The following is a 14,191-nucleotide window of genomic DNA, read 5'->3' as shown; positions in this document are numbered from 1 at the left end:
AACTCGGAATGACTCTTATTCATGTAGCCCTGAATATATTTGAGATACTTTTCTTTACTACCTCGAGCAAATTGTTTGTAAAATATCGGAATAGTAAACTCGTACTCTATTCTCTTCATAGGCTATTAATCTAGCTGAGTATCTTCAAAAGCAAAGTCCATGTTTTCAAGGTCATCTTGAGTAACCGGCTCATACATATCAATCAGTTTTGAAAGACCAACCACTTGCTGTAACGATAATTTCTTAGCTGTTGTTCCAAAGTTATCCTTAATCATTGTCTTAAGTTCATCGGCGCTCATGCCAAGAGTATTTTGTTTTGCCTTAATGGTGTCCCAGTGCTTTTTCATTTCTTCCTCTGGATCAACTGTTTGACCATCATCATTAACGGTTATTACTTCTTGAGTAGGTGTAATATCTACTCGTTGGCGTGGTTCGTAGCCGTCATAAGATTCCTGTTGTTGCTCCTGGTCATCTACATCGATACCAAACTGTGATTTAAGAGCTCTTTTTAATGCATGCTTTTTGAACATGTCATTGTAGTACGTTTTCCATTGGCTACCCTGTTTATTTCTTAAGTGCTCAACTTCCTCAGCTTCAATAATGACCACTTTATCCGGGAACCCTTCACGTCTTGCAATTGCATAAGCAGCTGCTACTTTTCCTCGAGGGAATTTAATTGAGTGCTTAGTAATCTTTAATTCCTGAGTTTCTGCATCAATTTCAACTTCGAAATCATCATTCTCATGTACTAGCTGACTAGTTACACCGCGATAATCTTCACGTTGTTGAGCAAGATATTGAATACCTTCAACAGATACTTGGATGCTCATTTGATTGCCGTACTTGACAAAATAAATGTGATTCTTGAATGGATCCAATCCATTGTGTTTACAAATCTGAATGAATAACGCAAGCTCCTCATTGGTTGCGTTTTTTGCAATGCTGTTTACAACAACTTCTAGTTCCTTTTGAGAAAAGTAATTCTCGAATTCATTAGTATTGATTGGCGCTAATTGGTTTTTACTCATTAACTTGTTCCCCTTTCGCTTTTGAAATAGCTTTAAATAATAGTTCTAATTCATTTCCATCCATATTTTCTTCTATGAAGCTGTCAAAGCTTTCTGGGTCACCATTCAAGTGCCATCCATAGACTTGTAAATTCTGGCCACAAAATTCAGTGATTGCTTCAAGTGCTTCATATGCCTTTTGGCATGCTTCAAGGAGTTCTGGTGATGCAGATAATAGTTGAGCATCTTCCTTTCTTATGACACTCTCCGCAACCAAGTAACCACCATAATATTCAGAGTCGTTATGCCCCGTAATTCTTCCTCCAGTATCAATCGGATGGTCAGTCACTACAGTAGATTGGTGTCTCCCTATTCTCCAAGATCCAGGAGTGTGACTCACTTCATTTCCTCCTTAGTAACAATCACCTTTGCTCCATCAATCTTTCTAGATTCAAAGTTATGGTCAAAAGTAATTTCCTTTGCTTTGTATCCTCTTTCGGCAAGATACCCGGCTATTGCATCCTCGATTTCAGTACGATCTAACTCAACAGTAATTACCTCTTTCACTTCGCTTCCCTCCTCCTTAATCAAACCAAATTTCGACTTGAAAACTTCTGTCTTCATTTATGCGACTACTACCGCCAAAGAATGAATAACCGTTGTCGCAAATCATGGCCAGTTCTAATTCCGAAACCTCTACACCTTCTCTAAGAACCCCTGTGTAAGTGTTGGTACCATACCCATTTTTAACATGGTATGATTTGCAGATTTTCTCTAATGAAACGTGATAAAGGTTGTCCACCACGAAACGTTTTAATAAACCTTCCTTAACAGCTGGATATTCATTTTTACCTTTCTCTGTATCCAAAATGCTGTCTAATCTGATCATTGTTTCTCCCCCTTCAACGACTGAGTTTTGATATTGAAATCAACATCAACCACTCTGGCCACGATTAATTGACCTGTAGGTTTTGTGAAGTGTAATATAGACTCTGCGTTATCCACAAAACAAGGTGAGATAACCCCAGATTGTGTGGATAATACTTCTATTAATTCCAATCCTGCTTTTATCTTTTCAGCAGTAGAAAGCTTGCTATACGGCTTGCCATCCATTTCAATTTCAAATGTTGCTCTTTCCTCACCGTTTTTCAGTTGTTCGTACAACTTGACCGAAATATTAGTAAAGAGGTTGTCCACCTTTTTAACCATCAGTTCTGAGCGCTTAGTGCGAAATTCCTTGATTGCATCTTTTATACTTTGAGACTCATTACGTTCAGTTCGAATCTTTTCTTTTGCCTGTTGAGCTTCCTCGATTTCTTCTTCTAGTAGTTTGATTTGGTTAGCAGCATTTAGTTTCGATTGAAACAACATTATCTTTTCGTCCAGTGCAAACAATTCAGAACGATCTATTTCAACTGGTGCCGGGATTGCTGATAACATTTCTTTCAGTTCGTTATGCTTTTTCACCATGTCCTTACCAGTCTGAATTGCTGCACTATACCGGGCTTGTCTATTGTCTTTTACTTTTTGAATAGAAATATCATCTAATGATTGGCCACAAGCATTACAATGTTCCTCGATTTGCTCATTTTTAATTTGCATAACCGCATCTTGTTGCCTTCTAATCTGTTCGGCCAATGACTCGATTTGTGCAGATATTCTACTGCGCTCCATATTGGATTTATTTCGAATATTGTTATCTTCATCAATAGCCTGACGTTGAGCCTTCAACTTTTCGATTTCTTTTTGAAAAGCTTCTAAATCTAATGAATTTATATCATTTTTCTTTAATTGCTCTTCAAGAGTAAGAACGCGTTCAGCTGCTCTTTCATACGCCTTATCATGCTTCTTGAACCTTTCAACATGAAGCGACTCCAAGTCATCAAGTGAATACTTCTTTAAGTTTTCTTCCAGGTATCCTCGGTCTAATTCACGCAGTACAGCAAGCACTTCTTTATTAAGAGGTTCTTTCACATAACTAAGGAACTGAGAGCGTTGGTCCTGCCATTTTTGTGATGAGAAGTAGTTTGGATTAAACAATGACAAGAATAGATTTTTATCAAACAGTGAAGCGACTAAATCATTGAATTCAGTTGCTTTCTTAGGAACTTCGTTAATGAAATACTTAGCTGTTTTCTTCTGGCTCCGGCCTAATAAAATTTGAGTACCATCCACTTGTAATAACAACTCGACACTTGTTTCTAATGATGTGCCTATTGGATTAGGTTCCAATTTATTGCCCATAGCATCAGTCCCGAAAAGATCCCAAGTTATTGCATCTCCAATTGAAGATTTACCTGCGCCATTGCGCCCTTCTGCTGTTGTAATGTCATCAAAAACAATTTTTAGCCATTTATGATTTTTAAAGTTTTCTAGCTTAATAGATTTGAATTCAATTTTCGACATATTACCCTCCTTGTTATTTAGAAGGTGAGTTAGTAAAATAAATATGTAGTGGTTTTACTAACACCCTTTTTACTTGACTCGTGTTGGCGCACGGGTCTTTCTTTAATCCTCATATTCGACAACCTCAAAACCGCAATCATCACAATTCTTTTTGTATCGAACATTTTCTTCTGGATACCATTCCTCCTCAATGTCCCTACTTCCGCATTCAGAGCAGCGTGTTCCGGTTTCGACCGGTTCAGGATAACCAGTTCGTAATGTCCGTGATACGCTAGGATGTTCTAACATTTCATTCACCTCTTTCATAACGCTCTACCATGTAGCCAATAGTTACTATTTCTCGAAGATTAGTTGAATGTTCAACGCTTGAAAGCCTTATGTGCTCGTCACCATCAGCTACATAATTCAAAAGTTCTTTACTGATTTGCATATGTATCACCTCCTTAAGCAGCTGATGTGTATTTTCATGATATTAACTGGATCTCAACCTGATATTTAATAGCTAATTCTTTGATTACTGCTAAATAGATTTCTAGTAATCTCTTATCATCATCAATTGCATCAAGCTTTGAAACCTTATCAATCTTGGACTTAGGAGCACCTTCAAGCGCCATTTTCTTTTGTTTATTGGTAACACGGATATTTAGGTTTGCACTTGCTCGTTGCTCCAATAACTGATAACTTTCGTTTCTTATGAACCGGTACTGCTCATATCCACCATGTTTTCTTGCGATATCATTTAGAATGGAGTTAACGTCTTTCCGCCAATCTCTTGTGTTAAGGGCAACTATATCCCTGATGTTCTGTACTTCCTGTTTTGTTTCAGCTACCTCTTTGCTTAATCTCTTTTGCTCAAGTTCGTTTTGAGCTAGTGCTGTAAACATCTTGTTAAACATTTGTAGTTCTGGACTTAGTTGAGTTGTATCTAGTTGAGCTTGTTTTATAGAGTAGTAGTCATCCACTAACAGCTCGTAAGCGTTCCAGGCTTGATCAGTGTTAAGTGATTTGGCATGTAACCATGCCCCTTTTTCGGTCCAAAGGTATAAAACTGAAGCAAATTTTAGGGTGTCGTCAAATTGACGTGAGCCTTTAAATTCTTTTAATTCTTCACCAGTTAGTGCGAAAAAATGTTTTCCTTGTATATACCTTTCTGAATTACGCTGAAAGTTACGATTTACTACTTTTGTATGAGATCCATATGCTTCAGCTAATTGAGCGGTTGTTAAAACCCTCATTCCGTTTTGTTCGATAATTGCTGGAATGTTCATTCTTCATCCTCCTCGACAACCATTTGTTCTAAAGCTTTAATAACTTCTTTTAGTTGCTTTGAAGTAAGGTATATTTCAGTCATATTTCTTTCTTCGTAATAATCAAGTTCAGGTGTTGATTTATTCTCATTCAGTAAATAATCATTTACTCTTAAAGTAACTAATGTTGAATCAGAGTTATATTCAACCTTCACACCACTATCCTCAAAAACTAAATTTATCTCTTTTTTAAACATCTCTATTCCTCCTATGAATCTTGTTATTTCGACAACATTTACAACCTGAAACCTTACAAATCTACCAATCTCGCTTTATTCAAACGGCATTCCCCCTTTATCGACGACATTTTTCGCAACTTACGCCAAAAAAAGGTGCTCACTAGGAGCGTTAATTTTCTTCCACAATTTCATATCCCAATGCAATTAGTGCTTGTTGGTAACCAAATGCATAATCGTTATACATACCTTGAATAGTTGGAGACTTGTGTAAATCCTTGCTCTTCTCTTTATACTGTGAATACATTTTTATAAGATGTTTTCTTTGCCAGTCCTCAGGAATTGGTACTGGGTTTTCTCTTGCCGGAATTAACTTATAACCCATTTCTATTCACTCTCCATTTTCCTCGACATTTTTAATCACCTGGAGTAGATCTGCAGCTGCGTCTTTTTTTGTGTATGAGTCATCGCTGAAAAGATTTAAGTAAATGCCCATTAATTCATTAGCTACTTGTTTCGAGTTCATCATTACCATCCAAATAAGGGTATTTTTCATAAAAGAATTTAATTGGCACTTTTCCTTTTTCAACCCAATACCCTTTAGCCTTTAATTCATTATTCATTGACTGGATGCGTAGTTGGGCTGTTCTTAGTGAGCCAAGACCAAGTAATTGTTGGATATCCTTTGAATTGTAAAAATGTTTCATAACTATCCTCCAATTCATGAAATAATCATGTTTGGGTAAAATAAATAAGTATGTTTGTTCTATTGCTCCTTACCCTTTCAAGAAACCTTTAACCCATCTTCAAATAAATATAAAAGATCACAATCTGGAAAAAATTCATTTCTTATCTTAAAAGCTTCATCTAGGTAAAAACGTGATTTTCCATTTGTCTTATCAACAATTGTTGGATAACGCATGTTCAAGAATTCTGCTAGATCCTTTTTTGTAATTCCTCGCCTAGCCATTTCTGCAAGTAAATTCCGATACACTTTAACACCTCCTAGTAATTTTATTACGAAGTTACGATACGTCGTAACTCTTAATACCGATAATATATGATGTATCGTAACTTGTCAACAATATTTTTAATATTTTTTACGATACCTCGTAACTATTGATTTACATGAATAATTAATGGTGATATAGTATGTATAAAGTTACGAAAAACCGTAACTTTTATTTTTACTAAAATGATGATATATAGGAAGAATAAAGAAGAGGTGAAAAGAGTGAAAAGAGGAGAATACCTTACGAAGGTTATGGAGGAGAAGGGATATAACCCATCGAGTTTATCGAAAGCCTCTGGAGTACCTTATACAACTATTCGTTCCATGATAGAACGTAATTTGGACAATGCTTCAGTTGATAATGTTATAAAGATTTGCGATGTATTAGGAATAAGCATTGAAGTTTTCAGTAAAGAAAATATCGATGATGGTCTACCAGAACTTAATAAGAAGGATGAAAGAGATATCCAAAAGAAACTGCAGGAAATGATTGATGCTCTTGGCACAGAGGGATATGCTGCCTTTGATGGAAAGGATATTGATGAATTAGATGAAGAAGATAAAGAACTACTCATTTCTTCATTAGAGAATTCTTTACGATTAGCTAAACGTATAGCAAAAGAAAAATACACTCCTAAAAAATACAAAAAGTAGCAGGTGTGCATCATGGATATAAAGAGAAGGGTTGATTTACTCATAAATAAATATCAGACAAATTGTCCGTTTAAACTCACTAATCATTTAGGTATCCAAGTCTTATATGAACCTCTGGGGAATATTCTTGGATACTACAGTAAGCATTTCAGGGTGAAAGTCATTCATATAAATGAAGCGGCTAACCAAAAGAAGCAACAATTTATATGTGCTCATGAACTTGGACATGCCATTATGCATCCAGACGCAAACACTCCATTTCTAAAAAAACACACGCTGTATTTAACAGATCGTATAGAGGTAGAAGCTAATGCTTTCGCTATCGAACTTCTACTCTCTAATTTGAACTATGATTCTATAACAATTGCTGAAGCAGTAGAAGAATACGGCATACCTAAACAATTAGCCTTATCAAAAAGTTTAGGTTAATTTTTTACACATCTAAGCGAACACACATTCTCACAGGAGGAATTATTATGCCAGTTTATAAAGATGAAAAACGTAAGACCTATTATTTCAAGGTCCGATATAAAGATATGTATGGAAGGAGTAAACAAAAACTTAAAAGGGGCTTTAAGAAATCAAGGGAGGCAAAGTTGGCAGAAGCTGAGTTTTTAGCAAGTATTAAAGATGCATTCACAGATGAAATAACCTTAGATGCTGTATTTGATCATAATATCAGTTTTAAAACTTACAAAGACAAAACCATTCGAAGGCGAACTAATGAATATAACTTGCACATTAAACCACGCTTTGGAGACATGAAAATTAAGGACATCACGACACAACAAGTACTAGAATTCCAAAGATATTTAATGGACAAACTTAATTCTCCAGAAAGTGCACGAACCATATATGCAAATTTTAAAGTCCTAATTAACCATGCTGTGAGATTCTTTGGATTAAAAAACGACCCAACATTACAGGTGCCAGCTATGCCGAGAGGACAAAAACGGATTGATTTTATCAAACGTGAGGAATTTGATGCAAAGGTGCAGCAAATAAATATGCATTTTTACAAGGAAATGACACAACTTATATTCTATACCGGATTAAGGGTTGGGGAAGCACTTGCGTTAACTTGGAAGGATATTGATTTCGAAAACAAACAAATCGATATCAACAAGGCATGGGACTTTGAAAATAAAAAAATAACATCCGTTAAAACAAAAGCAAGTGAAGCAATTGTCCCGATGCCTGATCTACTTGTGGATATACTCACAAAATTAAAAAAAAAATCCGAAGAGAAGATATACGGATTCACAGAAGAGTATTATGTATTTGGAGGTATGACCCCATATCATTATAGTCATTATCATAAGAAATACAAAGAAGTATTTCCAAATTTACGGATCCATTCATTGCGACATAGTTATGCTGCATATCTCATAAACAAAGGTGTGGACATTTATCTTGTTAAAGAACTAATGCGTCATGAAAATATCTCAGAAACCGCTGATACCTACGGGCACCTATACGTCGAACGAAAACATGCAGCAATGAGTGTTTTCGATGAGAAAAAAGACAATAAAAAAGACTAAACGGTATCATACTGGTATCACAGACCAATTATGTGCCGTTTAGCCCCTCTATATCACTCGTTTATACTTACCCTATTGAACCTTCCATCTCAAACTTGATAAGACGGTTCATTTCAACAGCGTATTCCATTGGAAGCTCTTTTGTAAATGGCTCGATGAAGCCCATTACGATCATTTCAGTCGCTTCTTGTTCTGAAATACCACGGCTCATTAGATAGAATAATTGTTCTTCAGATACTTTAGATACCTTTGCTTCGTGCTCTAATGAAATATTGTCATTTAAGATTTCATTATATGGAATTGTATCTGATGTTGACTGATTATCCATAATTAATGTATCACATTCGATATTGGCACGAGCTCCATGTGCTCTACGTCCAAAGTGTACAATACCACGGTATGTTACTTTACCACCGTGTTTAGAGATTGACTTCGACACGATTGTAGAAGACGTATTTGGAGCAAGATGAGTCATTTTCGCACCTGCGTCTTGGTGTTGACCTTTACCAGCGATTGCGATAGAAAGTGTCATACCACGAGCTCCTTCACCGCGAAGGATAACCGCAGGGTATTTCATTGTTAATTTAGAACCGATGTTTCCATCAATCCATTCCATTGTTGCATTTTCATCACAAACGGCACGCTTTGTAACAAGGTTATATACATTGTTAGCCCAGTTTTGAATCGTTGTATAACGGCAATACGCGTCTTTTTTAATGATGATTTCAACAACCGCACTGTGAAGTGAGTTTGTTGTGTAAACAGGCGCTGTACATCCTTCAACATAGTGCACACTTGCACCTTCATCAACGATGATCAATGTACGCTCGAATTGACCCATGTTTTCAGAGTTGATTCGGAAGTATGCTTGAAGCGGTGTATCAACCTTAACACCTGGTGGTACATAGATGAAGGAGCCACCAGACCAAACAGCTGAGTTCAATGCTGCAAACTTGTTGTCAGTTGGAGGAATAACTTTTGCCCAGTGTTCACGGAAAATGTCTTCATTTTCTTTAAGAGCTGAATCTGTATCTTTAAATACGATTCCAAGAGCTTCAAGGTCTTCCTTCATATTATGGTAAACAACCTCTGATTCGTACTGAGCAGAAACACCAGCAAGGTATTTTTGTTCAGCTTCAGGAATACCTAATTTGTCAAAAGTAGCTTTGATTTCTTCAGGTACTTCATCCCAAGATTTTTCAGATTTCTCAGATGGTTTTACATAATACGTAATCTCATCAAAGTTTAAGCTGTTTAAGTCTCCACCCCATTGTGGCATTGGTTTGTTGTAGAAATGCTCTAAGGATTTAAGACGGAAGTCTAACATCCATTGCGGCTCTTCCTTCATGCGAGAAATTTCTTCAACAATTTCTTTTGTTAATCCACGTTTTGAACGGAAGATGGAAACGTCTTTATCTGCAAAGCCATATTTATAATCGCCAATTTCAGGCATTTTCTTTGCCATTCTACTTCACTCCATTCTCTGTAAGAGACTCTTGAAAAAAAGTCTGCAAGAGGTCACTTACGATTCATTTTCCTCGTTCTTAAATCCCTTTTCCATTGCTTTCCAAGCTAATGTTGCACATTTGATACGCGCAGGGAATTTTGAAACGCCCTGAAGTGCTTCAATGTCTCCTAAATCAATGCTATCATCATATTCTTTTCCAAGCATCATTTCTGAGAAGATTTGTGACATTTTTAATGCATCTTCAATTTTTTTTCCTTTAATCGCTTGAGTCATCATAGATGCGGAGGACATCGAGATGGAACATCCCTCACCATCGTATTTTGCGTCTTGGACGACCCCATCATCCACTTTTAACGTAAGATGAATTCGATCTCCACAGGTTGGGTTATTCATGTCGATTGTTAAGGCGCCCTCTTGAATAACTCCACGATTTCTCGGCTTTTTATAATGATCCATTATCACCTGTCGGTACAAGGTATCAAGATTTATTTTAGAATCCATTGCTGAAATACTCCTTTGTTTTTATGAGTCCTTCAACTAGTTTATCAATTTCTTGTTCCGTATTGTAGAGGTAAAAACTTGCACGAGCGGTAGCTGAGACCTTCAGCCATTTCATTAATGGCTGTGCACAGTGATGACCTGCTCTTACAGCGATACCATCAGCATCTAAAACTGTTGCAACATCATGTGGATGAACATCATCGATATTGAAGGTTACGAGCCCTGCACGATGCTTAGGTCCATAAATCGTTAAACCCTCTACTTGTGACAATCGTTCCATTGCATAATTTGCTAGGTTATGCTCATGCTCTAGGATTTGATCAAGACCAATATCCTCTAAAAAGTCAATTGCAGCACCTAATCCAATTGCTCCAGCGATGATGGGTGTTCCTGCTTCAAATTTCCAAGGAAGCTCTTTCCATGTTGATTCATAAAGGTCAACGAAATCGATCATTTCACCGCCAGTTTCAACAGGCTCCATTTTCTCAAGTAAAGCTTTCTTTCCGTATAAAACACCGATCCCAGTTGGTCCACACATTTTATGACCTGAAAAAGCAAGGAAGTCACAGTCAAGATCCCTCACGTCAATTTTCATATGTGGAGCAGCTTGTGCACCATCAACAACCATAATTGCTCCGTTTCGATGTGCAATTTCGGCAATTTCTTTAATAGGGTTAATTGCTCCGAGGACGTTTGACACCATAGTGACTGATACAATTTTAGCTTGATTTGTAACAGTAGCCTCAACATCCTTCAAATCAATTGAGCCATCCTCTTGAAGAGGAATATATTTCAGTTTTGCACCAGTGCGTTTTGCAATTTGCTGCCAAGGAATGATATTGGCATGGTGCTCCATATAGGTAATGACAATTTCATCGCCCTCTTTAAGATTATCACGCCCATAGCTCTCTGCAATGGTATTCATTGCAGTTGTTGTTCCCCGGGTAAAAATAATCTCTTGAATAGAGGAAGCATTGATAAATTTTCGAACCTTTTCACGCGCATTTTCATAAGCATCAGTTGCTTTTGTTCCAAGGGTATGAACCCCGCGGTGTACATTCGAATTATATTCTCGATAGTAGCGATCAATCGTTTCGATAACCTGAACCGGTTTTTGAGATGTAGCAGCACTGTCCAAATAGACAAGTGTTTTCCCATTTATTTCTTGATCTAAGATAGGGAACATGGAACGAATATCTTGGATATTCATTATCTTACTTTCCTTTCGATTACCTCAACTAGTTGCTTTTTAACACCTTCAATTGGAAGTTGGTTGACAACTGGTGCAAGGAATCCATGAATCACTAAGCGTTCAGCTTCCGTCTGCGGAATACCACGGCTCATTAAATAATATAATTGTACTGGGTCAACCCTACCAACCGATGCAGCGTGACCTGCTGTTACATCATCTTCGTCAATAAGTAAAATTGGGTTTGCATCTCCACGAGCTTTTTCGCTAAGCATCAATACTCTTGATTCTTGTTCTGCATTTGATTTAGAAGCACCATGTTCAATATGTCCAATACCATTGAAGATCGAGCTGGCGCTGTCTTTCATTACACCATGTTTTAGAATATAACCTTCTGAATTTTTACCATGGTGCGTAATTCTTGTAGTGAAGTTTTGCTTTTGTTCGCCACGACCAACAACAACTGTCTTCGTATCCGCAAACGAACCATCACCTACTAAATTCGTGATATTTTCTGAGATCGTATCCCCATCATTCATGAGTCCAAGAGCCCATTCGATTTTACTATCACGGCCGATGACCCCACGACGAGTTACATAGGTTGTATTTCCTGTTGCTAGGGCATCTACAGCACCATAGGTTACCTTCGCATTGCTACCTGCAATGACCTCAGACACAATGTTTACAACTGTATTAACAGAGTCTGCAGTTGAAATATAGTTTTCAACATAAGTAACAGAACTATTATCTTCAGCCACAACAATTACATGGTTAAAAGTAGCCACTTCGCCGTTTTCTTGAATAAATACAGCATGTAGTGGAACAGATACTTCAACATTTTTAGGTACGTAAACGAATGCACCACCATTTACTAATGCTGCATGTAATGCAGTTAGACGGTGTTCGTCAACCTTAACAGCTTCTGTCATAAAGTATTTTTGAAGAAGTTCACCATGTTCACGAGCAGCTGTATGAATATCTGTAAAAATTACACCGCTTGCTTTTACATCTTCAGTTAAAGAAATAAATGCTGGTGTATTGTTTCGTTGAATATATATATTCTTTTCTTCTTCAACATGAATTAAAGATTTAATTTCTTCTGGTAATTCGTCAATTGAGTGATATGGAGCACTTTCTACAACATGGTTTGCGAATTGAGTAAAGTTCCATTTATCAATTTTTGTTTTATCTGGTCTTGGCATTGGAAGGTCTTCTGCTTTTTCAAGAGCTTGTAAGCGAAGGTCCTGTAGCCAACTTGGTTCACCAAGAGAAGACGAAAAACCTCTGACATACTCTTTATCAAATGGTAATTTCGTATCGATTGTCATAATAATCCTCCTAACGCTTACGCTTCTTGATCTACAGTTTCATCTTCAATTCCTAGTTCTTGCTTGATCCAATCATATCCTTCTGCTTCTAGACGTTGTGCAAGCTCTGGACCACCAGATTTCACAATACGTCCTTGCATCATGACATGTACCTTATCCGGTGTAATATAGTTAAGTAAGCGTTGGTAGTGAGTGATGATTAGGCAACCAAACTCTTCTCCGCGCATTTCATTAATTCCTTTAGAAACAACCTTCAATGCATCAATGTCAAGTCCTGAGTCAATCTCGTCAAGAATTGCAATCTTAGGCTCGAGCATCATTAATTGTAGGATTTCATTACGTTTCTTTTCTCCACCTGAGAAGCCTTCGTTTAAATAACGCTGAGCCATGTCAGGATCCATTTCTAGGTATTCCATGTTTTTATCCATTGTACGGATGAATTTCATTAGTGAGATTTCATCGCCTTCTTCACGACGTGCATTAATCGCAGAACGTAGGAAGTCCGCATTTGTCACACCATTGATTTCACTTGGATATTGCATAGCTAAGAAAAGACCAGCGCGTGCACGCTCATCCACTTCCATTTCTAATACATCTTCTCCATCTAAAGTAACGCTACCACTTGTAACCTCATATTTAGGATGACCCATGATTGCAGATGATAAAGTTGATTTACCTGTACCATTCGGTCCCATGATTGCGTGAATTTCTCCGCCTTTTATTTCAAGGTTTACTCCCTTTAAAATCTCCTTGCCTTCGATTTCGACATGAAGATCCTTTATTACTAAAGTAGATCCTGCCATAACTACTACCTCCATTAAACAAAAAATATTTTGTATAGAATTGACAAATAACGTCAAAACTCTATTCTCATTTTATTCTCATTACAATCTTATAACAAATTCAAAGTGTTATCAACCTTTACACATTGCGAATAAGATTACATTTTTGACAATGAGATGATTGACTATTGATTATGAATTTCAATCATTTTTTGAGAATGACCATAAGATCTGATTACGTTATTTCTTCCTTAAAACTTGTCCATCATTAAGATAACATAAATTAATAAGATATGTAAGGACGAAGGGGATAAACGCTCTTCTATATATTGCTTTTATCCCTTGGCTTATTTTTCACACATTTAGTGAATTCATTCTATATGAAAACCCAGTGTTGGGCACTGGGTTTTTCGCTCGAATTTCTATTTAAAAATGAACTTTTCGATCAAATTGAGAAACAATCATTCGACCTTGCTTATATTCTTGTTCACGGGTTTTCTCCACTCGTAAACGTTCCTTGAATTTTCGACAATAGTCCTCATAACCAATTCCATGTGCCTGATGCATTGCCTTTTCCATTTCGCCCGTATAGTTTAAACGGATTCGATTGATAATGAACCAATCCCTTCATTTTTGTCGTGTTTTCTTAACACGGTTATAATGGTAACACTGTCCACTTTTTACCACAACGGCGAGAAAACGCAATAATTTAAGCTACCTCCTCTTATTTAGTTGTAAGGGATTATGATAATCACGAGATATATAATTAAGGCAGATTCCTTTGTATTCCTCCCGAATATTCAAGAATTGAAAAGAAGCT

Annotated in this window: 21 protein-coding genes; 3 read left to right on the top strand and 18 right to left on the bottom strand. The window is 36.9% G+C overall.

Going from position 1 to position 14,191, the window contains the following annotated elements; all coding sequences use genetic code 11:
* Positions 1-125: 125 nt before the first annotated feature.
* The 12 genes from ABC371_RS10940 to ABC371_RS10885 all read right to left on the bottom strand — a co-directional run bounded on the left by ABC371_RS10940 (position 126) and on the right by ABC371_RS10885 (position 5,890).
* Complete coding sequence (locus ABC371_RS10940; protein ID WP_412896836.1) at positions 126-1,028, bottom strand: RecT family recombinase; 903 nt, start codon at positions 1,026-1,028, stop codon at positions 126-128.
* Positions 1,021-1,407, bottom strand: coding sequence for a hypothetical protein (locus tag ABC371_RS10935; RefSeq protein WP_412896835.1), 387 nt, complete (start codon positions 1,405-1,407; stop codon positions 1,021-1,023). Before ABC371_RS10935 ends, ABC371_RS10940 begins: the two co-directional genes overlap by 8 nt.
* Positions 1,404-1,574 (bottom strand): hypothetical protein, encoded by a 171-nt coding sequence (locus tag ABC371_RS10930; RefSeq protein ID WP_412896834.1) that lies wholly within the window; start codon positions 1,572-1,574, stop codon positions 1,404-1,406. The genes ABC371_RS10935 and ABC371_RS10930 overlap by 4 nt, the downstream gene beginning before the upstream one ends.
* A 16-nt stretch (positions 1,575-1,590) precedes the next feature.
* Positions 1,591-1,896: a hypothetical protein gene (locus ABC371_RS10925; RefSeq protein WP_412896833.1), complete on the bottom strand. Its 306-nt coding sequence runs from the start codon at positions 1,894-1,896 to the stop codon at positions 1,591-1,593.
* Entirely contained in the window at positions 1,893-3,413 is a 1,521-nt protein-coding gene (locus ABC371_RS10920) for an AAA family ATPase (protein ID WP_412896832.1), read from the bottom strand. Before ABC371_RS10920 ends, ABC371_RS10925 begins: the two co-directional genes overlap by 4 nt.
* 102 nt (positions 3,414-3,515) lie before the next feature.
* Entirely contained in the window at positions 3,516-3,701 is a 186-nt protein-coding gene (locus ABC371_RS10915) for a hypothetical protein (protein WP_412896831.1), read from the bottom strand.
* A 1-nt stretch (position 3,702) separates the two neighbouring features.
* On the bottom strand, positions 3,703-3,843 hold the full coding sequence (locus ABC371_RS10910) for a hypothetical protein (protein ID WP_412896830.1): 141 nt from the start codon (positions 3,841-3,843) through the stop codon (positions 3,703-3,705).
* A 34-nt stretch (positions 3,844-3,877) separates the two neighbouring features.
* Positions 3,878-4,681, bottom strand: coding sequence for an ORF6N domain-containing protein (locus ABC371_RS10905; RefSeq protein WP_412896829.1), 804 nt, complete (start codon positions 4,679-4,681; stop codon positions 3,878-3,880).
* On the bottom strand, positions 4,678-4,917 hold the full coding sequence (locus ABC371_RS10900) for a hypothetical protein (protein ID WP_412896828.1): 240 nt from the start codon (positions 4,915-4,917) through the stop codon (positions 4,678-4,680). The genes ABC371_RS10905 and ABC371_RS10900 overlap by 4 nt, the downstream gene beginning before the upstream one ends.
* A gap of 151 nt (positions 4,918-5,068) precedes the next feature.
* Positions 5,069-5,281 carry a hypothetical protein gene (locus ABC371_RS10895; protein WP_412896827.1) on the bottom strand — a complete coding sequence of 71 codons (213 nt, stop codon included), beginning with the start codon at positions 5,279-5,281 and terminating at the stop codon, positions 5,069-5,071.
* Positions 5,282-5,399: 118 nt separating this feature from the next.
* Positions 5,400-5,603 carry a hypothetical protein gene (locus ABC371_RS10890; RefSeq protein ID WP_412896826.1) on the bottom strand — a complete coding sequence of 68 codons (204 nt, stop codon included), beginning with the start codon at positions 5,601-5,603 and terminating at the stop codon, positions 5,400-5,402.
* A gap of 77 nt (positions 5,604-5,680) precedes the next feature.
* Entirely contained in the window at positions 5,681-5,890 is a 210-nt protein-coding gene (locus ABC371_RS10885) for an XRE family transcriptional regulator (protein WP_412896825.1), read from the bottom strand.
* Positions 5,891-6,130: 240 nt separating this feature from the next.
* Here ABC371_RS10885 and ABC371_RS10880 point away from each other — a divergent pair, with 240 nt between their 5' ends.
* Genes ABC371_RS10880 through ABC371_RS10870 form a run of 3 tightly spaced genes read left to right on the top strand, consistent with a single transcriptional unit; the run spans position 6,131 to position 8,103 of the window.
* Positions 6,131-6,562 (top strand): helix-turn-helix domain-containing protein, encoded by a 432-nt coding sequence (locus ABC371_RS10880; protein WP_412896824.1) that lies wholly within the window; start codon positions 6,131-6,133, stop codon positions 6,560-6,562.
* 12 nt (positions 6,563-6,574) lie between these two features.
* Positions 6,575-6,991: an ImmA/IrrE family metallo-endopeptidase gene (locus ABC371_RS10875; RefSeq protein ID WP_412896823.1), complete on the top strand. Its 417-nt coding sequence runs from the start codon at positions 6,575-6,577 to the stop codon at positions 6,989-6,991.
* A 47-nt stretch (positions 6,992-7,038) separates the two neighbouring features.
* Positions 7,039-8,103, top strand: coding sequence for a site-specific integrase (locus ABC371_RS10870; protein WP_412896822.1), 1,065 nt, complete (start codon positions 7,039-7,041; stop codon positions 8,101-8,103).
* Positions 8,104-8,170: 67 nt separating this feature from the next.
* Here ABC371_RS10870 and sufB read toward each other — a convergent pair whose 3' ends face one another.
* The 6 genes from sufB to ABC371_RS10840 form a co-directional block, all read right to left on the bottom strand.
* On the bottom strand, positions 8,171-9,568 hold the full coding sequence (gene sufB / locus ABC371_RS10865) for a Fe-S cluster assembly protein SufB (RefSeq protein WP_412896821.1): 1,398 nt from the start codon (positions 9,566-9,568) through the stop codon (positions 8,171-8,173).
* Between the two features lie 57 nt (positions 9,569-9,625).
* On the bottom strand, positions 9,626-10,072 hold the full coding sequence (sufU, locus tag ABC371_RS10860; RefSeq protein WP_412896820.1) for a Fe-S cluster assembly sulfur transfer protein SufU: 447 nt from the start codon (positions 10,070-10,072) through the stop codon (positions 9,626-9,628).
* The gene (locus ABC371_RS10855) at positions 10,062-11,282 is read right to left on the bottom strand and encodes a cysteine desulfurase (protein WP_412896819.1); all 1,221 of its coding nucleotides are present in this window, start codon (positions 11,280-11,282) and stop codon (positions 10,062-10,064) included. Before ABC371_RS10855 ends, sufU begins: the two co-directional genes overlap by 11 nt.
* Positions 11,282-12,589, bottom strand: a complete 1,308-nt coding sequence (sufD, locus tag ABC371_RS10850; RefSeq protein WP_412896818.1) for a Fe-S cluster assembly protein SufD — start codon at positions 12,587-12,589, stop codon at positions 11,282-11,284. The genes ABC371_RS10855 and sufD overlap by 1 nt, the downstream gene beginning before the upstream one ends.
* 17 nt (positions 12,590-12,606) lie before the next feature.
* Positions 12,607-13,392 carry a Fe-S cluster assembly ATPase SufC gene (sufC, locus tag ABC371_RS10845; protein ID WP_412896817.1) on the bottom strand — a complete coding sequence of 262 codons (786 nt, stop codon included), beginning with the start codon at positions 13,390-13,392 and terminating at the stop codon, positions 12,607-12,609.
* A 405-nt stretch (positions 13,393-13,797) separates the two neighbouring features.
* Entirely contained in the window at positions 13,798-13,950 is a 153-nt protein-coding gene (locus ABC371_RS10840) for a YuzK family famiily protein (protein WP_412896816.1), read from the bottom strand.
* Positions 13,951-14,191 lie beyond the last annotated feature (241 nt).

Origin of the sequence: Bacillus jepli (assembly GCF_047238305.1) — a bacterium.
Lineage (GTDB): Bacteria > Bacillota > Bacilli > Bacillales > Bacillaceae_L > Ferdinandcohnia.
The sequence above is the reverse complement of the archived record's forward strand: the minus strand, read 5'-3'. Positions and strand labels throughout refer to the sequence as shown.

What these genes read in the sequence shown, in the direction of transcription:
- ABC371_RS10940 (WP_412896836.1), bottom strand. Translation starts at nt 1,028, where the DNA reads ATGAGTAAAAACCAATTAGCGCCAATCAATACTAATGAATTCGAGAAT.
- ABC371_RS10925 (WP_412896833.1), bottom strand. Translation starts at nt 1,896, where the DNA reads ATGATCAGATTAGACAGCATTTTGGATACAGAGAAAGGTAAAAATGAA.
- ABC371_RS10920 (WP_412896832.1), bottom strand. Translation starts at nt 3,413, where the DNA reads ATGTCGAAAATTGAATTCAAATCTATTAAGCTAGAAAACTTTAAAAAT.
- ABC371_RS10915 (WP_412896831.1), bottom strand. Translation starts at nt 3,701, where the DNA reads ATGTTAGAACATCCTAGCGTATCACGGACATTACGAACTGGTTATCCT.
- ABC371_RS10910 (WP_412896830.1), bottom strand. Translation starts at nt 3,843, where the DNA reads ATGCAAATCAGTAAAGAACTTTTGAATTATGTAGCTGATGGTGACGAG.
- ABC371_RS10905 (WP_412896829.1), bottom strand. Translation starts at nt 4,681, where the DNA reads ATGAACATTCCAGCAATTATCGAACAAAACGGAATGAGGGTTTTAACA.
- ABC371_RS10900 (WP_412896828.1), bottom strand. Translation starts at nt 4,917, where the DNA reads ATGTTTAAAAAAGAGATAAATTTAGTTTTTGAGGATAGTGGTGTGAAG.
- ABC371_RS10895 (WP_412896827.1), bottom strand. Translation starts at nt 5,281, where the DNA reads ATGGGTTATAAGTTAATTCCGGCAAGAGAAAACCCAGTACCAATTCCT.
- ABC371_RS10890 (WP_412896826.1), bottom strand. Translation starts at nt 5,603, where the DNA reads ATGAAACATTTTTACAATTCAAAGGATATCCAACAATTACTTGGTCTT.
- ABC371_RS10875 (WP_412896823.1), top strand. Translation starts at nt 6,575, where the DNA reads ATGGATATAAAGAGAAGGGTTGATTTACTCATAAATAAATATCAGACA.
- ABC371_RS10870 (WP_412896822.1), top strand. Translation starts at nt 7,039, where the DNA reads ATGCCAGTTTATAAAGATGAAAAACGTAAGACCTATTATTTCAAGGTC.
- sufB (WP_412896821.1), bottom strand. Translation starts at nt 9,568, where the DNA reads ATGGCAAAGAAAATGCCTGAAATTGGCGATTATAAATATGGCTTTGCA.
- sufU (WP_412896820.1), bottom strand. Translation starts at nt 10,072, where the DNA reads ATGGATTCTAAAATAAATCTTGATACCTTGTACCGACAGGTGATAATG.
- ABC371_RS10855 (WP_412896819.1), bottom strand. Translation starts at nt 11,282, where the DNA reads ATGAATATCCAAGATATTCGTTCCATGTTCCCTATCTTAGATCAAGAA.
- sufD (WP_412896818.1), bottom strand. Translation starts at nt 12,589, where the DNA reads ATGACAATCGATACGAAATTACCATTTGATAAAGAGTATGTCAGAGGT.
- sufC (WP_412896817.1), bottom strand. Translation starts at nt 13,392, where the DNA reads ATGGCAGGATCTACTTTAGTAATAAAGGATCTTCATGTCGAAATCGAA.
- ABC371_RS10840 (WP_412896816.1), bottom strand. Translation starts at nt 13,950, where the DNA reads ATGGAAAAGGCAATGCATCAGGCACATGGAATTGGTTATGAGGACTAT.